Source organism: Pandoraea sp. SD6-2, assembly GCF_000389825.1.
Lineage (GTDB): Bacteria > Pseudomonadota > Gammaproteobacteria > Burkholderiales > Burkholderiaceae > Pandoraea > Pandoraea communis.
This window is the reverse complement of the sequence record NZ_KB944425.1, coordinates 49,139-74,985: the sequence shown is the minus strand read 5'-3', so window position 1 is coordinate 74,985 and position 25,847 is coordinate 49,139. Positions and strand designations below refer to the sequence as shown.

The 25,847-nt window shown below is 62.1% G+C and carries 29 protein-coding genes, 1 tRNA gene and 1 pseudogene; 20 read left to right on the top strand and 11 right to left on the bottom strand.

The features are described from left to right. Window positions 1-3: 3 nt before the first annotated feature. The 3 genes and pseudogenes from C266_RS28350 to C266_RS03915 all read left to right on the top strand — a co-directional run. A pseudogene (locus C266_RS28350) lies at window positions 4-696 on the top strand (tetratricopeptide repeat protein); the annotation flags it as partial. Between the two features lie 261 nt (window positions 697-957). Then, window positions 958-2,136 (top strand): glycosyl transferase family 8, encoded by a 1,179-nt coding sequence (locus C266_RS28345; protein ID WP_036661460.1) that lies wholly within the window; start codon window positions 958-960, stop codon window positions 2,134-2,136. Further along, complete coding sequence (locus C266_RS03915; protein ID WP_010804398.1) at window positions 2,123-3,004, top strand: alpha/beta hydrolase; 882 nt, start codon at window positions 2,123-2,125, stop codon at window positions 3,002-3,004. The genes C266_RS28345 and C266_RS03915 overlap by 14 nt, the downstream gene beginning before the upstream one ends. 57 nt (window positions 3,005-3,061) lie before the next feature. Here C266_RS03915 and C266_RS03910 read toward each other — a convergent pair whose 3' ends face one another. Continuing rightward, entirely contained in the window at window positions 3,062-3,925 is an 864-nt protein-coding gene (locus C266_RS03910; protein WP_036661396.1) for an NmrA family NAD(P)-binding protein, read from the bottom strand. Window positions 3,926-3,982: 57 nt separating this feature from the next. Next, window positions 3,983-5,320: an NAD(P)/FAD-dependent oxidoreductase gene (locus C266_RS03905; protein ID WP_010804396.1), complete on the bottom strand. Its 1,338-nt coding sequence runs from the start codon at window positions 5,318-5,320 to the stop codon at window positions 3,983-3,985. Between the two features lie 117 nt (window positions 5,321-5,437). Here C266_RS03905 and C266_RS03900 point away from each other — a divergent pair, with 117 nt between their 5' ends. Beyond that, the gene (locus tag C266_RS03900) at window positions 5,438-6,343 is read left to right on the top strand and encodes a helix-turn-helix domain-containing protein (RefSeq protein WP_010804395.1); all 906 of its coding nucleotides are present in this window, start codon (window positions 5,438-5,440) and stop codon (window positions 6,341-6,343) included. Further along, a complete protein-coding gene (locus C266_RS03895; protein WP_010804394.1) occupies window positions 6,340-7,461 on the top strand; it encodes an ArsO family NAD(P)H-dependent flavin-containing monooxygenase in 1,122 nt (373 codons plus the stop codon). Before C266_RS03900 ends, C266_RS03895 begins: the two co-directional genes overlap by 4 nt. A 77-nt stretch (window positions 7,462-7,538) precedes the next feature. Here C266_RS03895 and C266_RS27865 read toward each other — a convergent pair whose 3' ends face one another. Continuing rightward, on the bottom strand, window positions 7,539-7,979 hold the full coding sequence (locus tag C266_RS27865) for a DUF4224 domain-containing protein (RefSeq protein ID WP_256380691.1): 441 nt from the start codon (window positions 7,977-7,979) through the stop codon (window positions 7,539-7,541). Between the two features lie 53 nt (window positions 7,980-8,032). On the opposite strand from C266_RS27865, the gene C266_RS03890 reads away from it, so the two are divergent. The 4 genes from C266_RS03890 to C266_RS26575 all read left to right on the top strand — a co-directional run bounded on the left by C266_RS03890 (window position 8,033) and on the right by C266_RS26575 (window position 11,220). Beyond that, window positions 8,033-8,323, top strand: a complete 291-nt coding sequence (locus C266_RS03890; RefSeq protein WP_010804393.1) for a hypothetical protein — start codon at window positions 8,033-8,035, stop codon at window positions 8,321-8,323. Window positions 8,324-8,339: 16 nt separating this feature from the next. Further along, a complete protein-coding gene (locus C266_RS03885; protein ID WP_144265699.1) occupies window positions 8,340-8,624 on the top strand; it encodes a hypothetical protein in 285 nt (94 codons plus the stop codon). Window positions 8,625-9,039: 415 nt separating this feature from the next. Further along, a complete protein-coding gene (locus C266_RS03880; protein ID WP_081636143.1) occupies window positions 9,040-10,269 on the top strand; it encodes a pectin acetylesterase-family hydrolase in 1,230 nt (409 codons plus the stop codon). Between the two features lie 606 nt (window positions 10,270-10,875). After that, window positions 10,876-11,220, top strand: coding sequence for a transposase domain-containing protein (locus C266_RS26575; protein WP_081636142.1), 345 nt, complete (start codon window positions 10,876-10,878; stop codon window positions 11,218-11,220). A gap of 162 nt (window positions 11,221-11,382) precedes the next feature. On the opposite strand, the gene C266_RS03870 is transcribed toward C266_RS26575, so the two are convergent. Both C266_RS03870 and C266_RS03865 read right to left on the bottom strand, forming a co-directional pair. Next, window positions 11,383-11,754 carry a type II toxin-antitoxin system VapC family toxin gene (locus C266_RS03870; RefSeq protein WP_010804389.1) on the bottom strand — a complete coding sequence of 124 codons (372 nt, stop codon included), beginning with the start codon at window positions 11,752-11,754 and terminating at the stop codon, window positions 11,383-11,385. Then, a complete protein-coding gene (locus C266_RS03865) occupies window positions 11,751-11,948 on the bottom strand; it encodes a type II toxin-antitoxin system VapB family antitoxin (protein WP_010804388.1) in 198 nt (65 codons plus the stop codon). The genes C266_RS03870 and C266_RS03865 overlap by 4 nt, the downstream gene beginning before the upstream one ends. 295 nt (window positions 11,949-12,243) lie before the next feature. Between C266_RS03865 and C266_RS03860 the strand changes: the two genes are divergently transcribed. Then, complete coding sequence (locus tag C266_RS03860) at window positions 12,244-12,552, top strand: hypothetical protein (RefSeq protein ID WP_010804387.1); 309 nt, start codon at window positions 12,244-12,246, stop codon at window positions 12,550-12,552. A 350-nt stretch (window positions 12,553-12,902) separates the two neighbouring features. Continuing rightward, window positions 12,903-13,610: a phospholipase D family protein gene (locus tag C266_RS03855; RefSeq protein ID WP_010804386.1), complete on the top strand. Its 708-nt coding sequence runs from the start codon at window positions 12,903-12,905 to the stop codon at window positions 13,608-13,610. Between the two features lie 129 nt (window positions 13,611-13,739). Here C266_RS03855 and C266_RS26570 read toward each other — a convergent pair whose 3' ends face one another. Next, a complete protein-coding gene (locus C266_RS26570; protein WP_010804385.1) occupies window positions 13,740-14,102 on the bottom strand; it encodes a helix-turn-helix domain-containing protein in 363 nt (120 codons plus the stop codon). Between the two features lie 335 nt (window positions 14,103-14,437). On the opposite strand from C266_RS26570, the gene C266_RS28340 reads away from it, so the two are divergent. From C266_RS28340 to C266_RS03835, 3 genes are all read left to right on the top strand, one after another. Beyond that, window positions 14,438-15,064, top strand: a complete 627-nt coding sequence (locus C266_RS28340; RefSeq protein WP_010804384.1) for a hypothetical protein — start codon at window positions 14,438-14,440, stop codon at window positions 15,062-15,064. 117 nt (window positions 15,065-15,181) lie between these two features. Then, window positions 15,182-15,478, top strand: a complete 297-nt coding sequence (locus tag C266_RS03840) for a hypothetical protein (RefSeq protein WP_010804383.1) — start codon at window positions 15,182-15,184, stop codon at window positions 15,476-15,478. A 141-nt stretch (window positions 15,479-15,619) separates the two neighbouring features. After that, window positions 15,620-16,306: a tyrosine-type recombinase/integrase gene (locus C266_RS03835; protein WP_010804382.1), complete on the top strand. Its 687-nt coding sequence runs from the start codon at window positions 15,620-15,622 to the stop codon at window positions 16,304-16,306. A 77-nt stretch (window positions 16,307-16,383) separates the two neighbouring features. Here C266_RS03835 and C266_RS03830 read toward each other — a convergent pair. From C266_RS03830 to C266_RS03820, 3 genes are all read right to left on the bottom strand, one after another. After that, window positions 16,384-16,468: transfer RNA gene (locus C266_RS03830), tRNA-Leu, on the bottom strand. 120 nt (window positions 16,469-16,588) lie between these two features. Further along, a complete protein-coding gene (locus C266_RS03825; RefSeq protein ID WP_036661395.1) occupies window positions 16,589-17,473 on the bottom strand; it encodes an NAD(P)-dependent oxidoreductase in 885 nt (294 codons plus the stop codon). Window positions 17,474-17,480: 7 nt separating this feature from the next. Further along, window positions 17,481-18,650, bottom strand: a complete 1,170-nt coding sequence (locus tag C266_RS03820; protein WP_010804380.1) for an ABC transporter substrate-binding protein — start codon at window positions 18,648-18,650, stop codon at window positions 17,481-17,483. Window positions 18,651-18,970: 320 nt separating this feature from the next. Here C266_RS03820 and C266_RS03815 point away from each other — a divergent pair, with 320 nt between their 5' ends. Next, on the top strand, window positions 18,971-19,423 hold the full coding sequence (locus tag C266_RS03815) for a hypothetical protein (protein ID WP_144265698.1): 453 nt from the start codon (window positions 18,971-18,973) through the stop codon (window positions 19,421-19,423). Here the strand turns inward: C266_RS03815 and C266_RS03810 are convergent. Continuing rightward, window positions 19,411-20,352, bottom strand: coding sequence for a CysB family HTH-type transcriptional regulator (locus C266_RS03810; RefSeq protein WP_010804378.1), 942 nt, complete (start codon window positions 20,350-20,352; stop codon window positions 19,411-19,413). The genes C266_RS03815 and C266_RS03810 overlap by 13 nt on opposite strands. 133 nt (window positions 20,353-20,485) lie before the next feature. Between C266_RS03810 and C266_RS03805 the strand changes: the two genes are divergently transcribed. From C266_RS03805 to cobA, 5 genes are all read left to right on the top strand, one after another. Continuing rightward, window positions 20,486-21,262: a sulfite exporter TauE/SafE family protein gene (locus tag C266_RS03805; protein WP_010804377.1), complete on the top strand. Its 777-nt coding sequence runs from the start codon at window positions 20,486-20,488 to the stop codon at window positions 21,260-21,262. Window positions 21,263-21,368: 106 nt separating this feature from the next. Further along, the gene (locus tag C266_RS03800) at window positions 21,369-22,085 is read left to right on the top strand and encodes a phosphoadenylyl-sulfate reductase (protein ID WP_051126131.1); all 717 of its coding nucleotides are present in this window, start codon (window positions 21,369-21,371) and stop codon (window positions 22,083-22,085) included. A 131-nt stretch (window positions 22,086-22,216) separates the two neighbouring features. After that, window positions 22,217-23,164 (top strand): sulfate adenylyltransferase subunit CysD, encoded by a 948-nt coding sequence (gene cysD, locus C266_RS03795; RefSeq protein ID WP_010804375.1) that lies wholly within the window; start codon window positions 22,217-22,219, stop codon window positions 23,162-23,164. 100 nt (window positions 23,165-23,264) lie between these two features. Then, entirely contained in the window at window positions 23,265-24,566 is a 1,302-nt protein-coding gene (locus tag C266_RS03790) for a sulfate adenylyltransferase subunit 1 (protein ID WP_010804374.1), read from the top strand. Between the two features lie 2 nt (window positions 24,567-24,568). Then, entirely contained in the window at window positions 24,569-25,354 is a 786-nt protein-coding gene (gene cobA, locus C266_RS03785; protein WP_036661394.1) for a uroporphyrinogen-III C-methyltransferase, read from the top strand. A 111-nt stretch (window positions 25,355-25,465) separates the two neighbouring features. Here the strand turns inward: cobA and C266_RS03780 are convergent, their stop codons facing one another. Beyond that, window positions 25,466-25,846: a sirohydrochlorin chelatase gene (locus C266_RS03780; protein WP_010804372.1), complete on the bottom strand. Its 381-nt coding sequence runs from the start codon at window positions 25,844-25,846 to the stop codon at window positions 25,466-25,468. Between the last annotated feature and the right edge of the window lies 1 nt (window position 25,847).

Genomic DNA, 25,847 nt, shown 5'->3' with positions numbered 1-25,847 from the left:
CCGATGTCTTCTCCTTCGTCGTCCCCCGGCACGTTGACTTTCGCGCAGGCGGTTGCGCTGGCGCAATCGCATTGGCAGGCGGGGCAGGCCCCGCAGGCAGAGGTGTTGTGCCGACGCGTGCTGGAAGTGTCGCCCGAGCATCCCGACGCGCACTATCTGCTGGGCCTGATGGCGCATGCCTATGGCAAGCCTGCCATGGCCATCGACCATCTTCGGGTGACTTGCCGGACACCGGATGCGCCTGCGTCCAGTTGGTCGGATCTCGCCGAGATGTGCCGACAGGCGGGGCGTCTCGACGAGGCGCTGGCGGCGGCTCGCCGGGCCGTCGAGGTCGATCCGGCGTTCGTTGCCGGATGGAACAACCTGGGAATCGTGTTGCAGGAGACCGGGCAACTCGAAGAGAGTCTGACATGTCTCACGCGCGTGAGCGAACTGATGCCGGCGTCGGCGGACGCCCAGAACAATCTCGGCAATACCGCGCGTCTGATGGGGCGTCTGGCCGCCGCCGAGACACACTATCGCCGCGCCCTTGAGTGCGATCCGGAGCGTGCCGACGCGCACAGTAATCTGGCGTCGCTGCTCAGTGCGCAACAGCGCTTTGCCGAGGCGGAGACGCTGGCGCGCCGCGCCATTGAGCTGGCGCCGCAGTTTGTCGACGCCTACCGCAATCTCGCCAACGTCGAACTCGCGCGAGGCAACGTGGCGGCGGCATTGCAGACCGTTGAGGTAATGTCGGCGTTTGCGCCGAAGCATCCTTCGACGCTCGTGGCGCGTGCGCGAATTCTGCGTCTCGTCGGGCGACTGGACGAAGCGCTGGCGAATGCCCGTGAAGCACTCGTGCTCCTGCCTGAGAGCGCCGATGCGCGGGCAGCGCTCAGCATTGTCGAGGCGGACATCGCGGCGCGCGAGGCAACGGGCGCCGCTCAGCCCTCCATCGCCAGCCTCCCGCCGAACAATGTGCCCGAGTCGCCGGACTTCACCGCCATTTATGAAGCGGTCGTGGCGCGCGTGCAGGCACAAGATTACGAGCGGGCCGAGGCGATGCTCCGTGACGTCGTGGCGACGGACGCCGCTCCCATGTCCCTGTGGCGACTGCTCGCGGTCGTGCTGCGTGCGCAGGGAAAGGCACGGGAAGGGCGAGACTTGCTCGATAGGCTCGCACGTCAGGTGCCCGGTGATCTGTCGAACCGCTTCGACCTCGCCGAAGCGTTGCTCTTGCTGGGAGACTTCGAGCGCGGCTGGCGTGAGTATCGCTATCGCTACAGCCTTGAACATACCCAGTCCATCGAGCGCAAGGTCCAACGCCCGCGATGGGACGGTCGTCCGATTCCCGGCCAGACGCTCCTCATTCACGACGAGCAGGGCTTTGGCGACACATTCCAGTTCATGCGTATGGCCCGTTGGGCACGTGAGCGCAGTCAGGCGCGCGTGATCTTCGAGGTCAATCCCGAGACGTTGTCGATTGCAAAACGTATGTGGGGCGATGACGATATTGTTGCTCGCGGGACGTTGCCGGTGACGTTCGATCAGCATTGCGAGCTGATGAGCTTGCCAATGGCAATGGGCCTGACGCTTGCCGATCTGCCCGGCGACGTGGCTTATCTCAGCCCCGATGCACAGCGCGTTGCCCATTGGCGCGAAAGGCTCGCAGACGTGCCGAGACCGTGGGTCGCCATGGTGTGGGCCGGACGCCCGGAGCACGCCAACGACAGCAATCGTTCCATGCCGCTCGAGCAACTCGCCCCGCTGGGCGCGAGCGGGGCGACGTTCCTGTCGATTCAGAAGGGGCCGGCATCGGCGCAGGCAAATACGCCGCCCGACGGCATGTCGATAATGCCGTTGAGCGATGAAATTCGTGATTTTGAGGACACCGCCGCGATTCTGCATCTCGCCGATTTGCTGATTTCGGTCGATTCCTCGCCGGTACATCTGGCGGGAGGGATGGGGCGTGCGGTGTGGGTGCTGCTGCCGTTCGTGCCCGATTGGCGCTGGCTGCTCGATCGGGACGATACGCCTTGGTACCCCGGCATGCGCTTGTTCCGTCAGGAGGCGCGTGCGCAATGGGCGCCTGTCGTCGAGCGCATGGCGCAGGCGCTCAAGCAGTTCGTGGCCGAGTGGCGCGATGACGCGGCTTGATCGAGGCGGTGACGGGCGAGGCGCCGGATCGTGGCACGTTCTGCTCTGCGGGAGCGTGCTGGGGCTGGCGTTGCTGGCTTCAGGCTGCGCCAGTCTGGATCGCGACGCGCACGCCGAGTCGCTTGCCAACCCCGCCGGACTGCAACGGGAAGTGCTCGCGGCCGGCGACTTCCGCCTTACCGTGTTCTCGCGCATCAACCGCACCGATAAACCACTGCGCATCTACATCGAAGGCGACGGTCTTGCCTGGGTCTCGCGCTCGGAGCCGTCGCTCGATCCGACACCAGTCGCCGCGACCGGTTTGGCGCTTGCTGCGGCTGACCCATCGGCCAATGTCGCCTATCTGGCACGGCCCTGCCAGTTCACTCCGATGCCGGACAATCCCCGTTGCCAGGTCGCGTACTGGACCGGCAAGCGCTTCGCGCCCGAAGTTGTCGATGCGATGGACGCCGCCATAGGGCAGTTGGCGGCGCGTGTGCCGGGGCAGCCTGTGGAGCTTGTCGGCTATTCGGGCGGCGGCGCCATTGCCGTGCTAGTGGCGGCCCGCCGGCACGACATCGCCACCCTGCGCACGGTGGCGGGCAATCTCGACGTCGAGTATGTCAATCGATTGCACCGGGTCTCGCCGATGCCCGCGTCGCGCAATCCCATCGATGTCGCGCGGCAGGTTGCCGGCATTGCGCAGATCCATTACAGCGGCACGCAGGATACGGTCGTGCCGCCGGAGGTTGCGCGCCGCTTTGCGTCGGCCGCAGGCGGGACGTGCGTGAAGACGCGCGTTGTGAGCGGCCTGGCCCACGACGGCGATTGGGCGCAGCGATGGCGCGAGTTGCTCGCGCAAACGCCGGTCTGCGACGGCCATCGGTAACGGCGCGATGAGGTGGCGAGGGTGGCGAGAGGGACGAGAGGGACGAGAGGGACCTCGTCAGCTTTCCCGCACCAATGCGGCAATCGCTTGCACGAGCGTGACCTCGCCGCGTAGCGTATGTTGGCCACCGTCGCGAAACCGGAAGTCATCGTTATTAAAGCCGTCCAGCATTTGAATGCGCGCCGCCGGGTTGCGCATGCCCTGCGCACGGAACAGCGGGTCCCAACCGGCCCGCGGCACGGCCTCGGCACGAACGTCTCGAGCCAGCGCACGGGCGAGTGCTGCCGCAATGTCGTCGGGCGAGTAGCGATCCGGTCCTTCGATTTCCCAGATGCGTTCGTCGGTGAAATGCTCCTGCATGGCGCGCGCGGCGAAATGACCGACGTCGCTCGTCGAGACCATCGGAATTGTCCGATCCACCGGTTGCAGATAACTCGGTAACTCGCCGCGCTCGCGTGCGGGCGCGATGTCCCATGCGAAGTTCTCCATTAGCCAGGCGGGGCGCAGGAACGTTACCGGCAACGAGAGCGACACCATCGCCGTCTCGAACATGTGCAGTGCCGTGAGCAGGCTGGGAGATTCGCAATCCGCGCCGATGCTCGAGAGGCAGACCACGCGCTTTGGTCGCGTAGTCGCCAGCGCTTGGCGGATGGCGTCGATCAGATGCCGCGCGTGCGAGAAGTCCGGCTCGGGGTCGGCGTTCGGTGGAAGCATGACGAATACCGCTTCGCTGTTGCGAAAGGCATTCATGAGCGCACCGACGTCGCCGTTTTCGGCAACCGCGATTTCACTGCCGAGTGTTGCCCATCGACTGGATTTGACCGGGTCCTGAACGACAGCCCGCAGTGGCAGACCTGCCGTGAGCAGATCGTGCCCGATGACGCCGCCAACTCGCCCCGTGATGCCCATTACGGTGTACATGGTCACTCCTCGCGCGCAGTAACGTTGCCGTAAAAGTAACACGGGAGAGGCGCCGTCTCATAAATGGATGGCGTCGACATCGGGTTGCACAGGCGCGTTCGGCAGGGGGCGACGGGCATTGAGTAGCGCGGCCCCTGCGTCGGCCAGCCGAACGGCTTCGCGCGCGCGCTCGCACATGTCGCGCTCGTACGCGGCGATGGCTTGCGCCAACGTGCTGCGTCCTTGCACCACGGCGTGCAGATGTTCGGCCAGTCGCACGGCGTCGCGCAGTGCCGTGTTCGCGCCGAGTCCGCCCGCGGGACTCATCGTGTGCACGGCATCTCCCAGGCCGGTGATCCCGTCGACCTGCCATGGCAGTGGGGTGGTGGTGCTGCGCACGGACATCGTACGGATGGTGTCGGGAACCGCGTGCGCAAACAGTGAACGCAGGTGCGGATGCCAGGACTCGGTAAGCGCCTCGATGCGGGCGAGCGGGGCGGGGCCGTGCAACTCGTCGTTTGCGCTCGGGGTGCTCAGCAGCTTTTGCGACGGGCCGATGAATGCCCAGTAGAGGTAATCGGATACCGGAGACAGTGGCATCCGGTCGGGGGCGATGGCGGATGCGGAGGGGGTGTTGCCACCGGGTTGGCGGCGAAACAGCATGGCTTCGATGACGACGGCGAAGCCGTCTGCAAATACCACGGTGCTGCCTTCCATCACCGTGGCTTCGCCGTGGCCGTCCATCAGTACGAGCAGGGCCGTGGATAGCGGTGTCAGGCCGTAGCAGCAGACATTGCCGGTGTCGCGCGGTGTCATGCCCGGCAGCACGTATTCGCGCACGCGGGAGTGGCTTCCATCGGCCGCAACGACGAGGCCCGGTGCGCTGCACGATCCGTCTTCGAAGTGGGCGATGCGACAGCCGTCGTCCGTGGTCGTCGTACGCGAAAACGACTTGCCGAAGTGCACGCGATCGAGAATGCCGTCCAGCAGAATCTCGCGAAGCGTCTGCCGATGCAGACTGAGGTCGCCGGGGATACCCTCCGGCGGCGCCGTTCGGCGAGCGGCGGCAGAGGGGGCGCTGCGCAGACGCGTAGTGGCGTCGGTATCGGTGTGCGCATCGTGCCAGCTCGGTGGCAGGACGACGTTGGCGTCGTCGAGTTGCGGCGTGACGAAGCGCCCGCCGGTACGTGCCACGGCGGCACGCTGGCGCACCCGTTCGACTTGGCCATCGGGCAGGCATTGGGTGAGGGCGTCGAGGCCGTCGGCGTCGATGCGCAGGCGATAGCCCTGGAAACGGGCTGCGGGCGCGTCGTCGCGTTCGTAGACGTCGAACGAAATCCCCGCGCGGCGGAGCCCCTGAGCGAGGCACAGGCCACCCAGACCCGCGCCGATGATGGTGACATGCAAGGCAGACATGATTTCGAATGAGCCGCCCGGAGGCAGCTGGCAGTGGTACTTCGCTCATTGTCTGCGCGCTGTTTGTTGACCTGATAACATTGTTTGGTCATAAAACAATGTAAATCGGACAAAGCGATGAGCCTCGATACGCGGAAGCCCCAACCCGATGCGCCTCTGATGTCGCTTGCCGAGTCGCCGTTCGCCAAATATCGGCCAAATGACCGGCCCGACGGCCCGCCGGTGTGGGCGTTTGGCGGGCACGAACACGATCGCAGTCTGTTCCGGATCGGGACGCGCGAGCTGGACTGGCATTCCCATGTGCGCGGTCAGCTGTTTTGCATCCACTCGGGTCTGGTGCATGTCCATACGCCGTTTGGCGCGTGGGTGTTGCCCCCTTATCGAGCGGGGTGGATTCCGCCGGAAGTCACGCATCGTGTGTCGCTCACCGGCGTGGTCAGTGGATGGATCGTGCTCGTCGCGCCCTACGCGGCGACGGCGTTGCCGTCGGCACCTTGTGTGGTGGGGGTATCGGAGTTGCTGGAGGCGCTGGTCAAGCGGGCGGTGTCGTGGGCGTTGCGCGACGTATTGACGGAAGACGAGATGCGGCTCGCGCAGGTGCTGGTCGACGAGATTCAGCGCGCGCCGGCAGAGCCGCTCGGTTTGCCAATGCCGACCGACGCACGTGTGCTGCGCGTGGCTCGCGCTGTGCTCGACGATCTGGGCGGACATACGTCGCTCGAGGCGATGGCGCAGCGCGCAGGCGTTTCGTCGCGCACCGCCAGAAGGCTTTTCGTCGCGGAGACGGGAATGGGTTTCACCCAGTGGCGGCAGCAGGCGAGACTGGTGAGCGCCCTTGACCGGCTGGCCAAGGGGGAACCGGTCGGCACGATTGCCGATTCGCTCGGGTACTCCACGCCCAGCAACTTTATCGCCATGTTCCGTCGCGCGTTCGGCAAGTCGCCGGGACGTTATTTTCGGCAGGTGGGGCCGCTCAAACATCTGCACGAGGCGGATGAGGCGGATCGGGCGGAGATGGCATGAGCGCGCCGCATACGGGTTCGCCGCGAAGCGTTGACACGCTGGTTATCGGCGGCGGGCAGTCAGCGTTGGCGACGGCATATTTCCTGCGTCGCTGGCAGGTCGACTACGTGGTTCTGGACGATCAGACCTCTGCCGGGGGCGCGTGGCAGCGCGCGTGGCCGTCGCTGCAACTCTTTTCCCCCGCGCAATGGAGTTCGCTGCCGGGGTGGCCGATGCCGGGTGGTGAGCGGCACTATCCGACGCGCGACGAAGTCGTGACGTACCTGCGCGCGTACGAGGCGCGTTATGGGGTGCCGGTGCAACGCCCTGTGAAGGTCACAGCGGTTCTCGCGCAAAGCGACGGGCTGAGGGTGCAGACCGACAGCGGCGATTGGCTGGCGCGCACGGTGATCAGCGCGACGGGATCGTGGCGATCGCCGTATGTGCCGGCATATGAGGGACATGCATCGTTCCGCGGCCGTCAGATGCACTCAGCCGACTATCGCGGCGCGCATGAGTTGCAGGGGTTGCGAGTGCTGGTGGTTGGCGGAGGGAATTCACGGGCGCAGATTTACGCAGAGGTGTCGCGCGTGAGCGAGGCAACCTGGGTTACGCTCACGCCGCCGTCCTACTTACCAGACGACGTAGACGGCCGCATACTTTTCGAGCGAGCTACGGCGCGCTGGCAGGCCGCTCAGCGAGGCTTGCCCGATCCGTATCCGGACAACGGGCTCGGGCATATCGTGATGGTGCCGCCGGTGTTGGCGGCCCGCGCGCGAGGTGACTTGCATGCGGTACGTCCGTTCGCGCGGTTCGTCGAAGACGGCGTGATGTGGCCGGACGGCACGCAGTCGCGGGTCGATGTCGTCATCTGGTGCACGGGTTTTCGTCCGGCGCTGGCACATTTGGATGCGCTGCGGATCAAGGAAGCCGACGGACGGATTCGCGTGTCGGGCACGCGTGCCGTCGCGCAGCCCCGGTTGTGGCTCGTCGGATACGGGGAGTGGACGGGATACGCCTCGGCGACGCTGATCGGCGTGACACGCAGCGCCCGCGCGACAGCCCAGGAAGTCGTGGCGTTCCTCGGCGAGCGAGAGGCGGAGACTACGCAGAATCGAAAGGGTGGGGAGGCGGGATAGAACGGGCTTATACGGTCTTGTTACGAGACGAGCCCTTGTATCGTAGGGCGACGTCGGTGCTTACTTGGCTGCGGAATTCAGTACGAAGTACCGAGGTGGCAGCGTGCGTTGCGGAGCGTGTGAGGGCTGGTGTTCGTGAGTTTCGATGAACACCGATTTCTCTTGGGCGGAAGCCTAGGCGAGAAATACCGCTCGGATCGGATTTCGTCGCGGCAGTCCAGAAATGGGCCGAGCTTGAGACGGCTCCGCCGCGCGGCATGTTTTCCGGGGTTCGTTTGCGAGGCATTAGAGCGCGCTCCTGTCAATGTCATAGACGCGCTGGCGCGTCCGGGTCTCGGTCTGCCACCGAGGGATTTTTCCACGTGAGCTCGCAGCACGAGCATGCTGCCGTCCGGCCGCACCTTGTGTTTGATGCCGAGAGTCGAGAGAACGTGAGACTGCGACTTATATCGCACGCGGCCAGTCATCTGCCGAATTTCGTCTTGCGTCAGAAAGATAGGATGCAGGAGTACCCACATAGCGTACTCAATCACTACAACGCTGGTGCGGCGTGAATGAACAAGGACTTCACATGCTTCACATGGGATACGCAATTCAGAACGCCGATGGGACATTCAGGATCGGCACGGCAGCGGCACTGTGGCCGAACAGGATGTTTTCGCAGGACGGGCCATCTTCGACGTTTCTTGAGGCGAATACGGCCTATCCGGTCGTCGATGTTGTGCCAACGGACGCTTTCACCGTGCAGGTGAGTACGGCGCCTCAGCTCATCGACGGTGCGGTGTACACGGTGCAGGCGCAGCCGGTTGACTTGGCAACGGCGAAATCGCTGCAAACGGGAACGCATCAACGCCGCGTGTGAGGCGGTGCTAGCCACGTTGAAAGCGCCATACCCACCCAGCGAGGTGGACACGTGGGAGCGGCAACGTCAAGAAGCACGGGCCTTCGCCGATGAGGCGTCTGCGCCGACACCGTTGCTCATCGTGATCGCGCAGGCAGCCGGACGGACGGTAGCGGCGTTGGCTGCGATGGTGCAGCAGCGCGCGAGCGCCTGGGAGGCGGCAGCAGGCGAGGTGATTGGCACGCGCATCTCGCTAACGGCGCAGATCGAGGCGGCGACCAGTACGGATGAAGTGCAGGCGGTGGTGTGGCCGTCCACATAGGCAAACGGAACGTAACGACCGAAACACGACAACAACGGCCGCCACGAGCGGCTGTTTTGATGTGAGGGGGACATGGCTTGCCTGAGTTTGCCGCAGGTGGTGCCGTCGTGTCGAGCATCTCCGCAGCCATCGCCAACGCGTTCGCTTTCGCCGTGAAGCCTGCCGGCCCGCAAAGGCTTCAGTATCAAGAAAACTCCACTTTTTAGCTCGTCGGCCTTTGGCGGAGTGTGGGAGATTGCCGACAGATGTCGAGTTTCGGCGGGTATTCAAACAAAAGCCCCTCTTCTTCAAAGGATCGTTGTTCGCCTTCCTCATATTTTGGCGGCATGAGTGGGCAGGTGTGTGCTGGGCGACAATGCGCCGGGGCACGAGAGACTGCTCATATATTTCTCTCAATTTATAGGGTAGGTCACTCATGAATAAGAATCGGTTCCGCAAAGTCCTCTGCATCATCGGGCGGGAAAAACTCGCCGCCAATCAAAGAACTACTCCGGGAGGGCGGAACCCTATGCAGATCCGCCACGCCGTCACCCTTGCCTTCTTGCTCGCTCCGGTCGGCGTCATGGCGCAGGCACAAGGCCAGGTAGCGAAGACCCCCTGGACGACCATTGAGCCGGGTGGCGAAACCTCCTGCGCGACAGGAACGCCTTATGCCTTCCATGTGAAGCCGGGCGAAGGCGCGGACGCCGCAAAGCTCATGATCTTTCTCAGTGGCGGCGGCGCCTGCTGGACGGGCGAGCAATGCGACCCCAGCTCGGCGGTTTACATTCCCTTCGCGCGTCCTCAGCCAAACGAACCGCGCTGGCGGAGCGAATACATGGGTCGCCTTGGACTCTCTGAACGGGTTGATCCAAGCGACCCGCGCGACTGGCGGGGCGTCTTCGACCTCGGCAACCCGAAAAACCCGGTTGCCAAATGGACGCAGGTCTATGCCTCCTATTGCACGGGCGACGTATACCTCGGCAATCGCGATGTGACCTACAAGACGGCGGACGGCCGGGAGGTGGCGATGCGCCACCGGGGCCGTGCAAATGTGGAATCGGTGCTCAGTTGGGTCTATAAGAACGTGAAGAAACCCGAGCGCATCGTCGTCGCCGGGTCGAGCGCGGGCGCCATTGGCGCGCCGATCTATGCGGCGGAAGTCGCGGATCAATATCCGGACGTTGAGATTACCGCCGTCTCGGACGGCGCGGGCGGCTATCGGTCCCCGAAGATTGCGGAATTGATCCAGAACTGGGGCTTCTGGGATGGCGCGCCCGAATGGACGGGCGGCGTCGATCGCGGGAGCGCGACGTTCGAAGACCTCGGCCGTGCGGCGGTGAGACACGCGCCGCGTCTACGCGTCGTCGAACTCGACACCGCCTATGACCAGGCGCAGGAAAGGTTCCAGAAGGCCTTCGGCACTCCCTCCAGGCTTTACCCGCTGCTGCTGCAGAACCGTGCGGAACAGGCCAAAGGGATCCCCGGCTTCGCGGGCTTTACGAGCCGGGGCAAGGAGCACACGCAGCTCCTTTTCGACCGTTTCTATACCAATGAAGAGGAAGGCGTCCGCGTAGTGGACTGGTTCCGCGACGTGACGGAAGGCCGCAAGGTCAAAAGCGTCACTTGCGGCAAACCGGAGTCCTGCGACAAGGAACCGAAATAGGACTCTTCTGGTTCGGACAAGACTGTAACTCTGGCAACATTTCTTCCGCAGTGCCCGGCTGGCTACCCGCAAAGCACATGCGTCACTGGTGGTTATTACACGTGATACTGCATGTTGAGGCCGGGAAACCGGCCTTTGTGAGTGCGCCCAGCATGGGCGCACTCCTGCGGGCGGAAGTCCCGCCATAAGTTGGTCACGGCGAATGAAGCGAAGTGCAACTGCATGAGGGCGACCGAGTGTGGGGAGGAAGCGCGGAGCGTAAATCGCGAACTGATGGACAAGAACCGTATAGAAGGCGCTGCTGAGTGGGGCGAGCGGGCATGCAACCGCGAAGCTCAGGTGACCAAGGCGAAGCGGCGTAAATGCGGCGGTTGTGCGATGAAGGAGCGCGCTCTTACCTGGGGAGATCTCACCTCGACGTCTCCGCCACAGATGTTTAAAGGGCTCCCCGCAAGGGATTAATGCCGTTCAATTTAGCCGCTGAACGGCATTTTTATATCTGAGGGCTAATGGTCGAAAGCGGCGCTGGGGCATCGTCGGTAAGGTGACGCTCCATGCTTGGAGAACACCTCACCAGTCTCGTTGGAATGTCTGAACCGGCCGACTATGGCCATCTATCGGTCGACTTCAATCGATGAGGTTGTGCATGACCTAGGGCTGGTCCTGTCACCTTCCGACTCGGCATGTTTGAGCAAGAGCGCTGTCACGCAAGCACGCCAGCGTTGCGGCCATACGAGCATGAAGGGGGGCGCTGTGCCGACTGTGACGCATTTGGCGCGATATAAGTCTGCATGTCATGAAATCCATGCAAGACGCGAAACCTTGCGCGGACTGATGGGGCGGCATTACGCCAAAATTACGCCAAACAACCGGGAAAGCCTTACGGGATATAGATCTTGTGGTGCCCAGGGCCGGAATCGAACCGGCACGCCTTGCGGCGGGGGATTTTGAGGGTGCGGCTGTCGATGATGAAATCAAATACTTAGGGTTCGGCCGCGCTCCGCAAAGCAAAAAAGGTAATCGTGGAAAATCGCGTGATTACCGGGGCGGCAACGTGCGTTGCGGAGCGTGTGAGGGCTGGTGTTCGTGAGTTTCGACGAACGCCGATGTCTCTTAGTGAAGAATCTTTGCAGCGAGAGATAGTCGCTCGGCCGTTGCGGCTAGACGCTTATCTCGTGTCCAAATGGCAGCCCCCGGCGTGAGGCGTGTTGCCGCAAGTAGATGGGCATCAACGTAGCCGATGCCCAACCCGAAAAGCGTTTGCTCCCCAATGAAACGCAAGACCTCGTCATCCGTTGCAACGGCAACGCGTGGAAGATCGCGTAGCGTTGAAATGACGACATCTCGATTCTTCAGGCTACCGAGCGCAAGTTCGCCAATCACGTAGGGATGAGCCAACACTCGCCCAGTCTCTAGCAACCGGACAAGTGTGGCGTCACCGGCCCTTAGATGGTCAATCCAAACCGAGGTGTCGACCAGAATCATGCGGGCTCCGTTTGGCGGCGCGGGATGTCGGAGAGATCTGCCTCTGTTCCGCCCAGACGAGCCAAACGGCGGGCGCTTTCGCGCTCGATCAAAGCCTTGAGAGCTTCACGGATCAATGCTGACTTCTCCTGCAAGCCCGTGAATGCCTGAGCTTTCGCGAGAAGCTCGTCGTCCAGTGCCAAAGTAGTGCGCATATGCTACCTCCATCGATGTGGTAGGCACAATTATAGCATCGAATGATGATTATATTTGTGCCTTCAGTTTGTTGGTTCACCGTGCACTTCGTCAGCCGCCGTCGACAAACTTTCAGCCCGCATTCTCTTCGCCTGTTATACGTCACAAACGTTTTCGCCGCGCGTCGAAACGTTTCGAGTGTCGACGCATAGGCTGGGATATTCGGAAGTTGCTGAAACGCAAGGCTCAGCACTCCTGCGATGATGGATTCAGTCGTTAGCGCGGCTAAATCCATCAACATCTCAGGAGACTTTGATGAGTGATTCAAAGGGGAGCGGCGGGAAGGACGAAGGAAACGGTGGTCAAGGCGATGGCGGCTTCGACCTCCCCAAGTCGTTGACGCGTGAAGGGCATGTTGTCTGGTTCCACGAATACAAGAAGTACCTCGGTTACGCTTGGGACGAGATAGCCGGAGAAATCAGGCGAGCGCATGTGTCCGACCCTGAGCATGCGATTTACTTCGAGACGTTCGCGGAAGCAATGGTGGCGACGGATAGGTTGATGGGACCTCACGTCATTCTTCACGCGGCAAAGCGGGGTGGGAAACCGAGGTTGGTGCGGTAACCGCTGTTGCGGCCCATCCAATGCGGTGGGCCGTTATCCGCTATCTCCGGCCCCACCCCCGCATTTCGTCAAACCACTACCGGCTAATATTCTTATGTTCGTTTTCGGCAGTTGCTTGCACTTCAAATTCGGATAGACAGCGATTGGCGTCAAAACGGATGAGACGCACGCTGTTGGCCTTCATCACCGCATTCTTCCCGTCGCGCAATGCCTGCTCGGACGTAGCTGGCGTTGGCGTCGGCTATCACAGGAAATCTCAACTCTGCTTTCAAGGGCTTACGCGCCTCTCTAGCGCGTATTCTTTGCCTCAGAGGAGGCCCCCCGCTTACCTACAGCAAGGAGGGCACAACGTGGCAAAATTCTTAAATACCAGCGCGACGAACTACTTTCTCGAAGAGTTGATCAAAGGAGCGGTTGACCGCCTCATTTTGATAAGTCCATTCTTGAAGCTGAATGACCGTATCAAGGAGCTTCTATCGGACAAGAATCGTCTGAAAATTGACGTCAGGCTGATATACGGAAAGAGTGAGTTGCAACCGCAGGAAATCGAATGGCTTCGAGGTCTGACCTACGTTCGTACCAGCTACTGCAAGAACTTGCACGCCAAGTGTTATATGAGCGAGGAGTTGTGCGTGGTTACAAGCCTGAATCTTTATGAGTTTAGTCAGGTTAATAACAACGAGATGGGGATGCTCGTCCAAAGATCTGAGGATGCGGAGTTGTATCGAGATGTCTACGAAGAAGCCCAACGCATTATTCGTATCAGCGAAGAAGTCCGCATTTCGTTGGAACGTCCTGTCGAAAGTTGTGCAGAAGTGGTGGCGAAGGAGGATCGCGCTGCTAGCCCGACAATTGAAAAGCTCACGTCGTCAAAGCTTGGTAGACGTCTTGGTATGCGAACGAACGAACTTCTGGAACGTGCTGTCGCTGCCGGGTACCTAGAGTTGCAACACGGCGAACATGTCCTCTCGACTCATGGGGCAAGTGCGGGCATCGAGTTTGTCGCGAAGTCCCGGCATGGCGCTTATTATCTGTGGCCTGAGAACATCTCACTCTGACAACCTGACAGCAAATGACGACGAGGTTTTACCTCGGCTTCGTCGTCTTCCCTCCACGGTACTTCGCGCTATTTGTCACATATCGGAAGTGTCGAATCCCTGAGGAATGGAAGTATCTCCGCAGAGTGTTTATTCGCTATCTGTTGTTCCGTTTCGCCGCTTGGCCACGGCCGGTTTCGAGAGCGCAAGGCCCATCCTCCGAATGACGGCCTGATCGCCAGGCGAACTGTGACGATAATTTTCCAGCAATGCCTGCTCCTCCCAAGTCAGTGCGCTCTTGACTTGTACTGATCGCGTTCCCGTTAGCACATACAGAGCATCAACCCCGACCTCCGTCAGAACGGCAAGAACCTCCGCCGTTGGTGACGTCTTACCCGACTCCCAATCGATTTGCGAGCGCTTAGATGCTCCTCCGAGCGCGGCAAACTCCGTCTGCGAATAACCGAGACGAAGGCGTTCCTCCCTTAGGCGAATTCCGATATCAGTGCGCATATTCTCACTAGTGCATAAATCTGCACTAACATTTGACGTGCATCGCGAAGTTGTTCGACCTGTCAACGTACGAATTTGCTTCGGAGTTAAAAATGATCAACAACCCAAAATTCGTCATCAGCCGCGAGGACCTAGGAAACGGAAAATTCCTCGTAACAGTGACCATTCGTGACCCATCCCGGACTCGTTCGTCGGGGGGCGGAGCTTGAACTAGTGCGTTGTGCATGGGATGCAGTTGTCCGCAAGTACGGCGTGAAATCTGACGCCGATGCTCTCGAAATCGCCCCGCCTTCAGCCGTCCTCCACTGACGTTTCACCTACCCAAGGGCCACGCTATGATCAGTAAACAAAAGCTCACCATCCTCGAAGTCACCCGACGTCAAGGCATATCCAGCAAGACTGGCCGTCCTTACGACATGCGCATCGCGGATTGCATCCTCTGGCAAACGACGAGCGAGGGAGACGACTCCGTTGTTGGCTTGATCACACTTCCCGACGTGCTCAAAGATTCGCACGAAGGCGAATACCTCGCGGAATTCGCTTTCGGACGATCATTTGAAGGCCAGCTTGTCCCGCGCATTGTCGCGTTGCAGCCCTTCGGAGATGGTGCCAACCCTACCTCTCCAATCGAAAAGCAGAGGGTCTCCATCATCAACGTCGTACGACGCGAAGGCATATCCAGCAAAACCGGCCGTCCTTACGACATGCGTACTGCGCAATGCATCCTGTGGCCAAACTCGAGCGATGGCCCTCGGCGCATCGTTGGCACAATCACTCTTCCCGAGTTCGCCAAAGAAACCCCGAAGGGCGAGTACTTCGCAGAGTTCGCCATGACGCAATCGATGGATTGTCACCTTGTCCCGCGCATTGTAGCGTTGCATCCCTACGCAAATGACGCACGCCCGACCGCTAATCCCAAAGCTACCGCCGCTGCGAAGGCTACCGCCACTGCCGCCGCATAGCTTTGCCTAGCCTCACGTCGTCTATCTAAAAGACGACAACCTGTAGTCATATCCGGCCCCCCGCCAGATTCTTTGCACCGTCACTGCTGACCGGCCGTGATGGAATTGGGGGTTGCGATGCTTCACCAACTATCTCTCGACCTATTCGGCGGCTTTTGTCCCGCTCGAATCAAACAGCGGCGTGCGCCGCGACCTCTCCCGATTACCTACCGGCCGTGGCGTCAACTGCGCCTCAAGCTGCCACTGCGTCGCCTCATCAAAGCCGGTAAGGGCTTCATCTGGACGCGTCCCGACGGCATTCAATTCGTGTGCAAAACCATGCGCGCGCTCATCGCCCGAATCATGGATTACGACGGCCACCTGCTCCCCGCGTGCATGCGCTCGGCTATGAGCCAGTCGCTCAAGCGTCAATGACATCCGCAACCGTATAGGTCCCGATATGACAGCCCCCACTGACCTTATCAACCGCACCGTGACCCGCCTGCACCGCTCGCCGAAATCAAGCCGTTGAATATTCGGCAGTATCTAACGTGGCGCGTGGAGGAGTCTAAGCGCATGGCAATCGCAAAGGAGCAGGCGTTACCGGTCGCCGGAGGGCAAACGAGAGCAAATCGTGAATTGGCGCTGTTCTCACACATCTTCAATAAGGCGCGAGAGTGGGGGATGACGGATCACGCGAACCCGTGTGCGGGCGTCTCGAAGTACAGAGAGAAGGGGCGCGATGTCTATATCGAGGATGGAATGTATGACGCTGTTTGGAGCGCGGCAGACGAAGCATTGCGGGACGCGATGGACTTAGCATATCTCACAGGCCAGCGGCCGGCCGATGCGCTGAGATTCGATGAGAAGAACATTCGCGACGGAATGCTCTGTATCCAACAAGGAAAAACGGGAAAGCGTCTCCGGATCTCGATTCAAGGAAAGTTGGCTGAAGTCCTTGAACGAATCCGCGCTCGGCGGCGTTTGCAGCCCGTCACAACATCTGCGCTAATTTTCGACGCATCTGGCAGAAGACTAACGCAAAGGGGATTACGAGGTCGATTTGATGCTGCGCGCGAAGCTGCCGGTATTTCGAAAGATGTGTTCCAGTTTCGAGACCTTCGAGCCAAGGCCGGTACCGACAAAGCAGAGGCGACCGGGGACATTCGCAAAGCGCAAAAGCAGTTGGGGCACAGGTCGCTGGCGATGACGGAACACTATGTGCGGGACCGGCTAGGCGACAAGGTCGAACCGACGAAATAACCGGTTTTGCGGAGCAAAATACGAATTGCGGAGCAGGGCAGAAAAGGGCGGGATCGCCGAATGCCTTGGAATATCAGTGGTGCCCAGGGCCGGAATCGAACCGGCACGCCTTGCGGCGGGGGATTTTGAGTCCCCTGCGTCTACCAATTTCACCACCTGGGCGGGTGTGCGTTCACCGAATAGTGTCGCAGCGTGATTCGTACGAGGAACCCGAGGGCTCACCGGACGAAGGCGAGATTATGACCGAAATTTCTCCCAGCCACAAGCCCGCCTCGCCGGGATTTAGTGAACTTGCTGCTGCCCCTCCAGAACGCGCAGCAGCGACGAGGTGTCGTCACGGCCCCAGCCGTTCTCCATCAACACGGACAACTGCCCCTTCACCAGCGTCAGCGCGGGCAGCGATAGCCCCGCGTCAGCCACTGCATCCAGAATCATCGAGAAATCCTTGTCGTGCAGACGTGCCTCGATCCCCGCCACAAAATCCCGATGCGCCATCTTGGGGCCCATCATGTCGAGCATTCGACTGCCCGCCAGTCCGTTCGAAATCGCCTCGATGACCTTGTCCTGATCCACGCCATTACGCGCTGCGAACAGCATCGCTTCCGCAATGCCCTGGATATTGATCACCTGAACGATTTGGTTGCAGGCCTTTGCCACCTGGCCCGCCCCAACGTCTCCCACATGCGTGATCGTCGTGCCCAGGACCAACAGCAGCGGCTTGACCTTGTCGAAGACGTCGCCCGATGCCCCGACCATGATCGACAGCGATGCGTCTGCCGCGCGGGACGGCCCGCCTGACACGGGCGCATCCACGAACTGGATCTCGTGGCGCGCCAGACGCGCCGCCATGCGCCGCGTCGCCTCCGCCGAAATCGTGCTGTGATCAATGCAGATCGTGCCCGGACGCGCCTCATGCACCACGCCCTGCGCGCCGAGCAGTACCTCTTCCACGTCTTGCGTTGTCGTCACGTTGGTGACGACAAAGTCGGCCTGTGCTGCCGCCTGCGCGGGCGTGGCGAACACCTTCGCCCCTTGCTCGACGAAAGGCGCGGCGGCCTCGGGCCGGCGTGCGTACAAGTGCAATCGATGTCCCGCAGCCATCAGATGACGAACCATCTGACCCCCCATCGCGCCTAGCCCGATAAACGCTACGGTGTATGTCGCCATGCCGCGATCAGTCCGAGACATAGACGAACTTGCCGTTCTTGATCTGACCCATCACGCCGGCGCGCTGATCCAGCCCCACGTGATCCTGCGGGCTCAGATTCATGATGCCGTTCGGAATCGCAAGATTGTGCGTGGACTCAAGGGCGTCTCGAAGTGCCGCGCGGAATGCCGGGGTGCCCGGCGCCGCCACCTTTACGGCGCGCGGCACGGCATCGTTGAGCAGATCCCAGACGCCATAGGCGTCGGCGGCGAACTGCGTGACAGTGTCGGCGCCGTACTTCGTCTCGTACTTCTTCGTGAAGGCCAACGCTGCCGTGCGCGCCGGATGCCCGGCCGGCAACGTCTTGGCGACAACGCCCGGCTGTGTCGGGAACAGCGTGCCTTCCACATCCTTGCCGCCCACGCGCACGAAGTCGTAGGTTGCGATGCCGTGTGTCTGGTAGATCTTCCCGGTGTAGCCGCGCTCCTGCAACGTGCGCTGTGGCAGTGCGGCCGGGGTGCCCGATCCGGCAACCAGAATGGCGTCAGGCTTGCTCGACATCAGCTTCAGAACCTGGCCCGTGACGCTCGTGTCCGTCCGGTTGAAGCGCTCCTGAGCCACGACCTTCAGCTTGCGCAGTTCGGCAAACTTCGAGAATTCCTTCCACCAGCTCTCGCCGTACGCGTCGGCGAAGCCGATAAAGCCCACCGTCTTGATGCCGTGGTTCGCCATGTAGCGCGTCATCACGTCGGCCATGGCGGAATCGTTCGCCGCCATCTTGAACGCCCAGCGACGCTTGGCATCCTGTGGCTCCACGGCCACGGCTGATCCGATCAACGTGATCATCGGCGTCTGCGCCTCCGAAATCGGATCGAGCATGGCCAGCGCACTCGGCGTGATATTCGGGCCGACGATCACGTCGACCTTGTTTTCGCTAATGAGCTTGCGCGCGTTCTTCACGGCCGTGCCGGGGTCGGAGCCGTCGTCGAGAAAGAGGTAGTGCGCCTTCTGCCCGCCGATCTGGGCAGGCCAAAGCTGCATGGCGTTCTTGCTGGCAATGCCGATGGCGGCCGCCGGGCCGGTCGACGAAAGATCGATGCCGACGGTGATGTCGGCGTGGGCCGCCGATACAACACCGGTCAGGGTCATGGCAAGCAGCACGCCCGACAAACGGATGCCGCGAAGAGGTGAGCGCATGGGGTCTCCTTTTGAGCGAATCGCGTAAGCATACCGCACAGGTTGAGTTAGGCCAGCGAAGAAAAATAGTGTCCGGCTCACCGCGCCTGACGGCACCGCGCAGAGAGCGCACGCAGGGGATTTCCCGATTCGCGCGTGGCCGCGTCAGGCCCGGAACGCACCGGCACAGGCCCGGTCTTTGCCTGCGTGTCGCCGTGGAGCGCGCGTCGTCAGCGGACATCGCCCGAGACGGCGTTTCGCGGAGGCGCATCCCCCTGGAAATTCGATGGAGTTTTTCAAGTATGACGTTCTTTTCCCGTGCCCCTGTCTCGTCCCAACTCGTGAGCCTGAGTGAAACCGTGGCGGCACGTTGCAGCCCGAGTGCACGAAACAATCAAGGTCGCGTCACGATGGGTTCGTTCCGGCAGCTTTTCAAGGCGATCAAGAATCTCAATATGCGCTCGTTCTCCGCGTCCGATAACACGCCGGAAACGCAGTTCCGATACGCCTACATCTGCTCGACGCTGCACGACCTCAGAGCGACGCACCTTCACCATCCGCAAAAGCGGGCCAAGGTCGAGAACATCCAGCAGGCATTCAACGAGGTGATGCGGGGAGACCCGGGCAAACGCCCCGCAAACCGAGCGGGGGCGCCGGTGACTCACTATTTGAGAGGGCTCAGAGAAGATGCGCGCGTCAATTTCGCGGCGGAATTCGATGGCGTTCACCGCGCCGAAAGGGCTCGCCAGCACGGGCGGCCGCTTTGCGGCGCGTCAAGACTTCAAAGCTCGTAACTCTCGTGTTCGCCGCGCAGTGCCTGCTCGACCAGCTTGCGGGTCAGAATCGGCGACAGTAGTTCAACCATCGTGAAGACGTATCCACGCAGATAGGCGCCCTGTTTCAGCGCGACGCGAGTCACGTTCGTGCCGAACAGATGCCCTACATGGATGGCCCGGAGATTGCGGTCGCGCTCCGGGTCGAATGCCACCCCCGCCAGAATCCCCACACCCAGCCCCAGCTCCACATACGTCTTGATGACGTCCGCGTCGATAGCTTCGAGCACGATGTCCGGCTGTATATGACGCAGTGCGAACGCCTGATCGATCTTGGCGCGTCCGGCGAACTGCGGATCATAGGTAATCAGGGGGTACTTCGCCAGATCCTCGATGCCGACGGACGGCAATTGCAATAGCGGATGATCCGGCGGCACCACGGCCACGTGCTGCCACTGATAACAAGGCAGCGATACCAGATCCTTATAGCCGGCGATCGCCTCGGTCGCGATGGCCAGATCGGCCTGATCGTGCAACACCATCTCAGCAATCTGCGTCGGGCTGCCCTGCAGGATCGAGAGGCGAACCTTCGGGAAACGCTTCTTGAATTCGGCCACCGCATGCGGCAGCGAATACCGGGCCTGCGTGTGCGTCGTGGCAATCGTCAGGCTGCCCTGATCCTGCGCAGCGTAATCCTTGCCGATCCGCTTGAGGCTTTCCACCTCTAGAAGGATTCGTTCGACGGACTCGAAGATGATGCGCCCGGGCTCCGTCAAATTACGGATGCGCTTGCCATGCCGGGCAAAGATGTCGACACCAAGCTCTTCTTCCAGCTCGATGATGGCCTTGGAGACGCCTGGTTGGGAGGTAAATAGCGCCTTGGCGGCTTCCGTCAGGTTGAAATTCTGACGAACGGCCTCGCGCACAAAACGGAACTGGTGCAAGTTCATTTGTATAACTTTAGAAAATATACAAACAATTTTTAATTCGTTTGAAGTATATAGCGTTTTCATTACAGTGGGTGCCACTGTTTCGATAACGTTATTCCCGTCAGGCATTTAGCACCCATCAGGAGCGTCGTACATGTCGCTGTGGCTCGAACCCCTTTCCGGATTTGGCGTCGGCCTGCTGGTCGGCCTGACCGGTGTAGGCGGGGGCTCGCTGATGACGCCGCTGCTCACGCTCTTGCTTGGCTACGCCGCCCCGGTCGCCGTGGGCACGGATCTGGCGTTTGCCGCGATTACCAAGAGTTTCGGCACGGTCGCGCACCGTTCGCACGGGCACGTGAAGTGGCACATCGTGCGCCGGCTCACGCTCGGCGCGCTGCCGGCGGCGCTGGTGACCATTCTCTTCCTGAAACGGCTGGGTGGCATCGACGATGCGGCGCTGCATGTCATCAAGCTGACGATTGCCGCTTCTGTCCTGCTCACCGTGCTCTCCCTGCTGTTCCGCGCGAAGCTGCTGGCCGTGTTGCGCGCGCACCCGAACTGGCAGTTGACGGGCCGCCCGCAAGCGGTCGCCACCGTGATGGTGGGCGCGCTGATCGGCGGGCTCGTGACGATTTCCTCGATTGGCGCCGGTGCCGTTGGCGCCACGCTGATCCTGATGTTGTACCCGCAATTGGAACCGGCCGAAGTCGCCGGTACCGATATTGCCTACGCCGTGCCGCTGACCGCCATTGCCGCACTGGGCCATATCTGGCTCGATACAGTGCACTGGGCACTGCTCGGTAGTCTGCTGATCGGCTCGCTGCCCGGGATCTGGCTGGGCGCAAAGCTTACCCGTCATCTGCCCGAGCGCATTGTGCGCGGGGCCTTGGCGGCAACGCTTACGCTCGCGGCAGTGAAGCTGGTCGGCTGACACCCCCTACAGACAATAAGGAGTTCGCGAAATGCGAAACGAATCCCGCTGGGAACCCACCCCGGCCGCCGTGCCGTCGAATGCGACCGATGCCGAGCATCAGGACATGGCGCTGCTCGACGAAATGGAAGCGGTGCTGGCCGAGCGCCTGGCACGCATTGCGGGTTCGCATCGCAACGTGAAGTTTGCCAGCAGCCTGGCCGCCGAAGACATGCTCATCACGCACGTGATTCTGCGACAGCAACTGCCGATCACGGTCTTCACGCTCAACACCGGCCGCTTGCATGCGGAGACACTGGGCATGATCGACCGGATCAAATCGCGCTACGGGTACGACGTTGTGCAGTATGCACCGCAGGCGGATGCCGTCGAGCAATACGTGACCGAGCATGGCGCGAACGCCTTCTACGAGAGCGTGGATCTTCGCAAGGCGTGCTGCCAGATTCGCAAGGTCGAGCCGCTCGGCCGCGCGCTCGCCGACGCCGACGCCTGGCTCACCGGCCAGCGCCGCGAGCAGTCGGTCACACGCGAAGAACTGGCGTTCGCCGAACAAGATGACGCCCGCGGTATCGCCAAGTACAACCCGCTCTTCGACTGGACGCAAGCGCAGGTGTGGGCGTACCTGACAGCTCGCGACGTCCCGGTCAATCCGCTGCACGCGCGCGGCTACCCGAGCATCGGCTGCGAGCCGTGTACCCGCGCCATCCGCCCGGGCGAGGACAGCCGGGCAGGGCGCTGGTGGTGGGAGTCGCGCGACAGTAAGGAATGTGGTCTGCACGCCGGCAACCTGAGCAAGATCCCCGTCTCGGTGAAGTCGAACTGAGTGCCGCGGGCAAAGTGCCCGCGCGTCACGCGGATCATGCGATCAGGCAAAGACATATGACGATGCGACGCCCCTGAGTGGCGGCACATCGTGGCAATTCGAATCTCGGAATCGTTAAGGAAGGGAACACTATGGGTGCGATGCACGAAGTCGCGCAGGCCAATGGCTCGCGAATGGATCATCTGGACTGGCTCGAAGCCGAATCGATGTACATCCTGCGCGAGGTCGTGGCGGAGTGCCGCAAGCCCGCGCTGTTGTTTTCGGGCGGGAAGGACTCGGTCGTGGTGCTGCATTTGGCGCTCAAGGCGTTCGGCCTTGGCCCGAACCGCAAGACGGTGCTGCCGTTCCCGCTGGTGCACATCGACACCGGCCACAACTATCCGGAAGTGATTGAATTCCGCGACCGTCACGCCAAGGCTCTGGGGGCCGAACTGATCGTGGGGCACGTGGAAGACTCGATCCGCCGCGGCACGGTTCGTCTGCGTCGCGAGACCGATTCGCGCAACGCAGCCCAGGCCGTGACACTGCTCGAAACGATCGCCGAACACGGCTTCGACGCCATGATCGGCGGCGCTCGCCGCGACGAAGAGAAGGCGCGTGCAAAAGAGCGCATCTTCTCGTTCCGTGACGAATTCGGTCAGTGGGACCCGAAGGCGCAGCGCCCCGAACTGTGGCACCTGTTCAACGCGCGGCTGCATGGCGACGAGCACCTGCGTGTGTTCCCGATCTCGAACTGGACCGAGCTGGACGTGTGGCAGTACATCGCTCGCGAGAACCTCGACCTGCCGTCGATCTACTACGCCCACGAGCGCGAAATCGTGCGCCGCAACGGGTTGCTCGTGCCGGTTACGCCGCTCACGCCCAAGCAGGACGGCGAGTCGAGCGAGACGGCGTCGGTGCGCTTTCGCACCGTTGGCGATATCAGTTGCACGTGCCCGGTGGCCAGCGTCGCCGGGAGCCCGGTGGAGATCATTGCCGAGACGGCCGTGACCGACATTACGGAGCGTGGCGCCACGCGCATGGACGATCAGACGTCCGAGGCGGCGATGGAGCAGCGCAAGAAGCAAGGGTATTTCTGAGGCGTCCAACGGCCGCCTTTCTCCCTACGTTCAGAGACACCGGCCCGCCGGGTGCGCAGATTCGCCGCACTCAGGGCCACGCAATCGAGTTGAAGAGATCATGAGCCTCACCCCGCATCAGGAAGACCTCGGCGTGCTGCGTTTCATCACGGCAGGCAGCGTCGACGACGGCAAGAGCACGTTGATCGGCCGCCTGCTGTACGACAGCAAGTCGGTGCTGACCGATCAACTCAGCGCGCTCGCTCGCGCCAAGCACAAGCGCACCGCCGGCGAAGACATCGACTTTTCGCTGCTCACCGACGGCCTCGAAGCCGAGCGGGAGCAGGGCATTACCATCGACGTCGCCTATCGCTACTTCACCACCGCGCGCCGCAAGTTCATCATCGCCGATACGCCGGGTCACGAGCAGTACACCCGCAATATGGTCACGGGCGCTTCGACGGCGCACGCCGCCATCGTGCTGATCGATGCCACGCGCGTGACCGAAGTGGGTGGCCGCACCGAGTTGCTCGCCCAGACCAAACGTCACAGCGCCATCGTCAAGCTGCTGGGCTTGCAACACGTGATTGTGGCCATCAACAAGATGGATCTGGTCGACTACAGCGAGACGACGTTCGACGCGATTCGCGCCGCCTATCTCGAACTGGCGCAAATTCTGGGTCTCGAAGGCGTGCGCTTCGTGCCGGTTTCCGCGCTCAAGGGCGACAACATTGTGTATGCGAGCGAGCGCATGCCCTGGTATCAGGACGAGCCACTGCTCGACCTGCTCGAATCGCTGCCGGTCGCCCAATCGGGCGGCGAACTGCGCTTCCCGGTGCAACTGGTGGCGCGTCAGGACGGCTCGCACGCCGACGACTTCCGCGGTTACATGGGACGCGTGGAGTCGGGCTCGGTGCGTGTCGGTCAGGCACTGCGCGTGCTGCCGGCCGGCCGCTCGGCGAGCGTCGCCGAGATCGTCGGGCCGCGCGGCCTGCTCGAAGAAGCCTTCGCCGGGCAGTGCGTGACGATCCGTCTGACCGAGGATGTCGATGTGTCGCGCGGCGATACCTTCGTGGCCGCCGAGTCGGCGCTCGCTCCGTCGCGCAAACTGTCTGCCGACGTCTGCTGGTTCGACGAAGACGCGCTCGCGCCGCAGCGCAAGTACTTGCTCAAGCAAGCGACCAGCACGGTGTACGTGAAGATCGGCAGCGTGGACACGGTACTCGATGTGAGCACGCTCTCGCACGGCACGGACAAGGCCACGCTCGCCATGAACGACATCGGTCGCGTGCAGTTGAGTCTGCAAAAGCCGGTGGTTGCCGATACGTACGACGCAAACCCCGCCACGGGCGCGTTCGTGCTGATCGACGAGGCCACGCACCACACGGTGGCTGCGGGGATGATTCGCGCACTGGCGGCGTAATGATGACGCCCTTTTCGCAAGCCGGTCAGGCGCCGGGCAAGGTCTATCTCGTTGGGGCAGGTCCCGGCGCGGCCGATCTGATTACCGTGCGTGGCGCGCGACTGCTGGCGCAGGCCGACGTGGTGCTTCACGACGCGCTCGTCGAGCCGGAGATGCTCGCGCTGTGCGCGCAGGCCAAGCAAATTGCCGTTGGCAAGCGTTGCGGCAAGCGCTCGAGCGCGCAGCACTTCATCAACAAGCAGTTGATCGATCACGCTCGCACCCACGCGATGGTGGTGCGCTTGAAGGGCGGCGATCCGATGCTGTTCGGCCGCGCAGACGAAGAACTGCGCGCGCTGGAGGCGGCGGGTATCCCGGTGGAAGTCGTACCCGGTATCACGGCCGCGTTGGCCAGTGCGGCGGCGCTTGGGCGTTCGCTGACGCTGCGAGGCGTGGCCCGCAGCGTGGCCTTCGCGACGCAAAGCCGCGCGCCCGAGTCGGCGGAGATCGCGGCGCAGGCGTCGGCCGATTCGCTCGTCTATTACATGGGACGTGACAGCGCTCAGCGCATTGCGACGGAATTGATCGCGGCAGGCAAACCGGCATCGACGCCCGTAGCGATCGTGGAAGCCGCAACGACACCGCGCGAGCGGCGCGTGCGTCTCACGCTGGACGATGTCCGGCAGGGGGGCGCGGCCTCGTGGTTCGACGCGGCGCAGCCGAGCGTCCTGCTCATCGGCGAGGCGTTTGCACATGCCGATGCTACCTCGTTGCAGGATTGGGCGGCGCAGGCGGCGATGGCCGCCTGAACGAGATCGTCTCGGACCTCGTTTTCCGAGCGTCAATGCAAATACGGCGTCACAGTGGTCTGTGACGCCGTATTTTTATCCCTTGATGCCGTGCAGGCCGCCGTGTCGCGCTCAGTGAGCGTCGATCATCCTGCCGCAGTACTCGGCGAGGGCGTCGAGCACCTTGTCGTCTTCCCCGATGGCTGCACTCACGTGCAGCGCGAGGCCAGGGTGTGCGGCGCGGCATGCGTCGGCGAGCGCGGGCAGATCGCGCCTCACATGACCGCCCTGACCCAGAAACACCGGCACCAGCGTGATCTCGGATGTGCCCTGCAATGCCATGTCGGCCACTGCGTCGGTAAGATTCGGCGTCATCAGCTCGAGAAAGGCAAGCCGCACGTCGGCATCGGGGCGCTGCGCGCTCAGCTTGTCTCGCAGCCGCTCGAACGGCGCTGCCCAGCGCGGATCGCGAGAGCCGTGAGCGAACAGGATGACGCCAGGCTTGCCTTGCATG

Coding starts and splice junctions, on each gene's coding strand:
- C266_RS27865 (WP_256380691.1), bottom strand. CDS start 7,979: ATGTGGGTACTCCTGCATCCTATCTTTCTGACGCAAGACGAAATTCGG.
- C266_RS03860 (WP_010804387.1), top strand. CDS start 12,244: ATGAGTGATTCAAAGGGGAGCGGCGGGAAGGACGAAGGAAACGGTGGT.
- C266_RS03790 (WP_010804374.1), top strand. CDS start 23,265: ATGAGCCTCACCCCGCATCAGGAAGACCTCGGCGTGCTGCGTTTCATC.
- C266_RS03870 (WP_010804389.1), bottom strand. CDS start 11,754: ATGATTCTGGTCGACACCTCGGTTTGGATTGACCATCTAAGGGCCGGT.
- C266_RS03805 (WP_010804377.1), top strand. CDS start 20,486: ATGTCGCTGTGGCTCGAACCCCTTTCCGGATTTGGCGTCGGCCTGCTG.
- C266_RS03780 (WP_010804372.1), bottom strand. CDS start 25,846: ATGCAAGGCAAGCCTGGCGTCATCCTGTTCGCTCACGGCTCTCGCGAT.
- C266_RS03800 (WP_051126131.1), top strand. CDS start 21,369: ATGGCGCTGCTCGACGAAATGGAAGCGGTGCTGGCCGAGCGCCTGGCA.
- C266_RS03880 (WP_081636143.1), top strand. CDS start 9,040: ATGAATAAGAATCGGTTCCGCAAAGTCCTCTGCATCATCGGGCGGGAA.
- C266_RS03810 (WP_010804378.1), bottom strand. CDS start 20,352: ATGAACTTGCACCAGTTCCGTTTTGTGCGCGAGGCCGTTCGTCAGAAT.
- C266_RS03825 (WP_036661395.1), bottom strand. CDS start 17,473: ATGGCGACATACACCGTAGCGTTTATCGGGCTAGGCGCGATGGGGGGT.
- C266_RS03915 (WP_010804398.1), top strand. CDS start 2,123: ATGACGCGGCTTGATCGAGGCGGTGACGGGCGAGGCGCCGGATCGTGG.
- C266_RS03835 (WP_010804382.1), top strand. CDS start 15,620: ATGGCAATCGCAAAGGAGCAGGCGTTACCGGTCGCCGGAGGGCAAACG.
- C266_RS03890 (WP_010804393.1), top strand. CDS start 8,033: ATGCTTCACATGGGATACGCAATTCAGAACGCCGATGGGACATTCAGG.
- C266_RS03905 (WP_010804396.1), bottom strand. CDS start 5,320: ATGTCTGCCTTGCATGTCACCATCATCGGCGCGGGTCTGGGTGGCCTG.
- C266_RS26575 (WP_081636142.1), top strand. CDS start 10,876: ATGGCCATCTATCGGTCGACTTCAATCGATGAGGTTGTGCATGACCTA.
- C266_RS03900 (WP_010804395.1), top strand. CDS start 5,438: ATGAGCCTCGATACGCGGAAGCCCCAACCCGATGCGCCTCTGATGTCG.
- C266_RS26570 (WP_010804385.1), bottom strand. CDS start 14,102: ATGCGCACTGATATCGGAATTCGCCTAAGGGAGGAACGCCTTCGTCTC.
- cobA (WP_036661394.1), top strand. CDS start 24,569: ATGACGCCCTTTTCGCAAGCCGGTCAGGCGCCGGGCAAGGTCTATCTC.
- C266_RS03910 (WP_036661396.1), bottom strand. CDS start 3,925: ATGTACACCGTAATGGGCATCACGGGGCGAGTTGGCGGCGTCATCGGG.
- C266_RS03865 (WP_010804388.1), bottom strand. CDS start 11,948: ATGCGCACTACTTTGGCACTGGACGACGAGCTTCTCGCGAAAGCTCAG.
- C266_RS03840 (WP_010804383.1), top strand. CDS start 15,182: ATGCTTCACCAACTATCTCTCGACCTATTCGGCGGCTTTTGTCCCGCT.
- C266_RS03895 (WP_010804394.1), top strand. CDS start 6,340: ATGAGCGCGCCGCATACGGGTTCGCCGCGAAGCGTTGACACGCTGGTT.
- C266_RS28340 (WP_010804384.1), top strand. CDS start 14,438: ATGATCAGTAAACAAAAGCTCACCATCCTCGAAGTCACCCGACGTCAA.
- cysD (WP_010804375.1), top strand. CDS start 22,217: ATGGGTGCGATGCACGAAGTCGCGCAGGCCAATGGCTCGCGAATGGAT.
- C266_RS03820 (WP_010804380.1), bottom strand. CDS start 18,650: ATGCGCTCACCTCTTCGCGGCATCCGTTTGTCGGGCGTGCTGCTTGCC.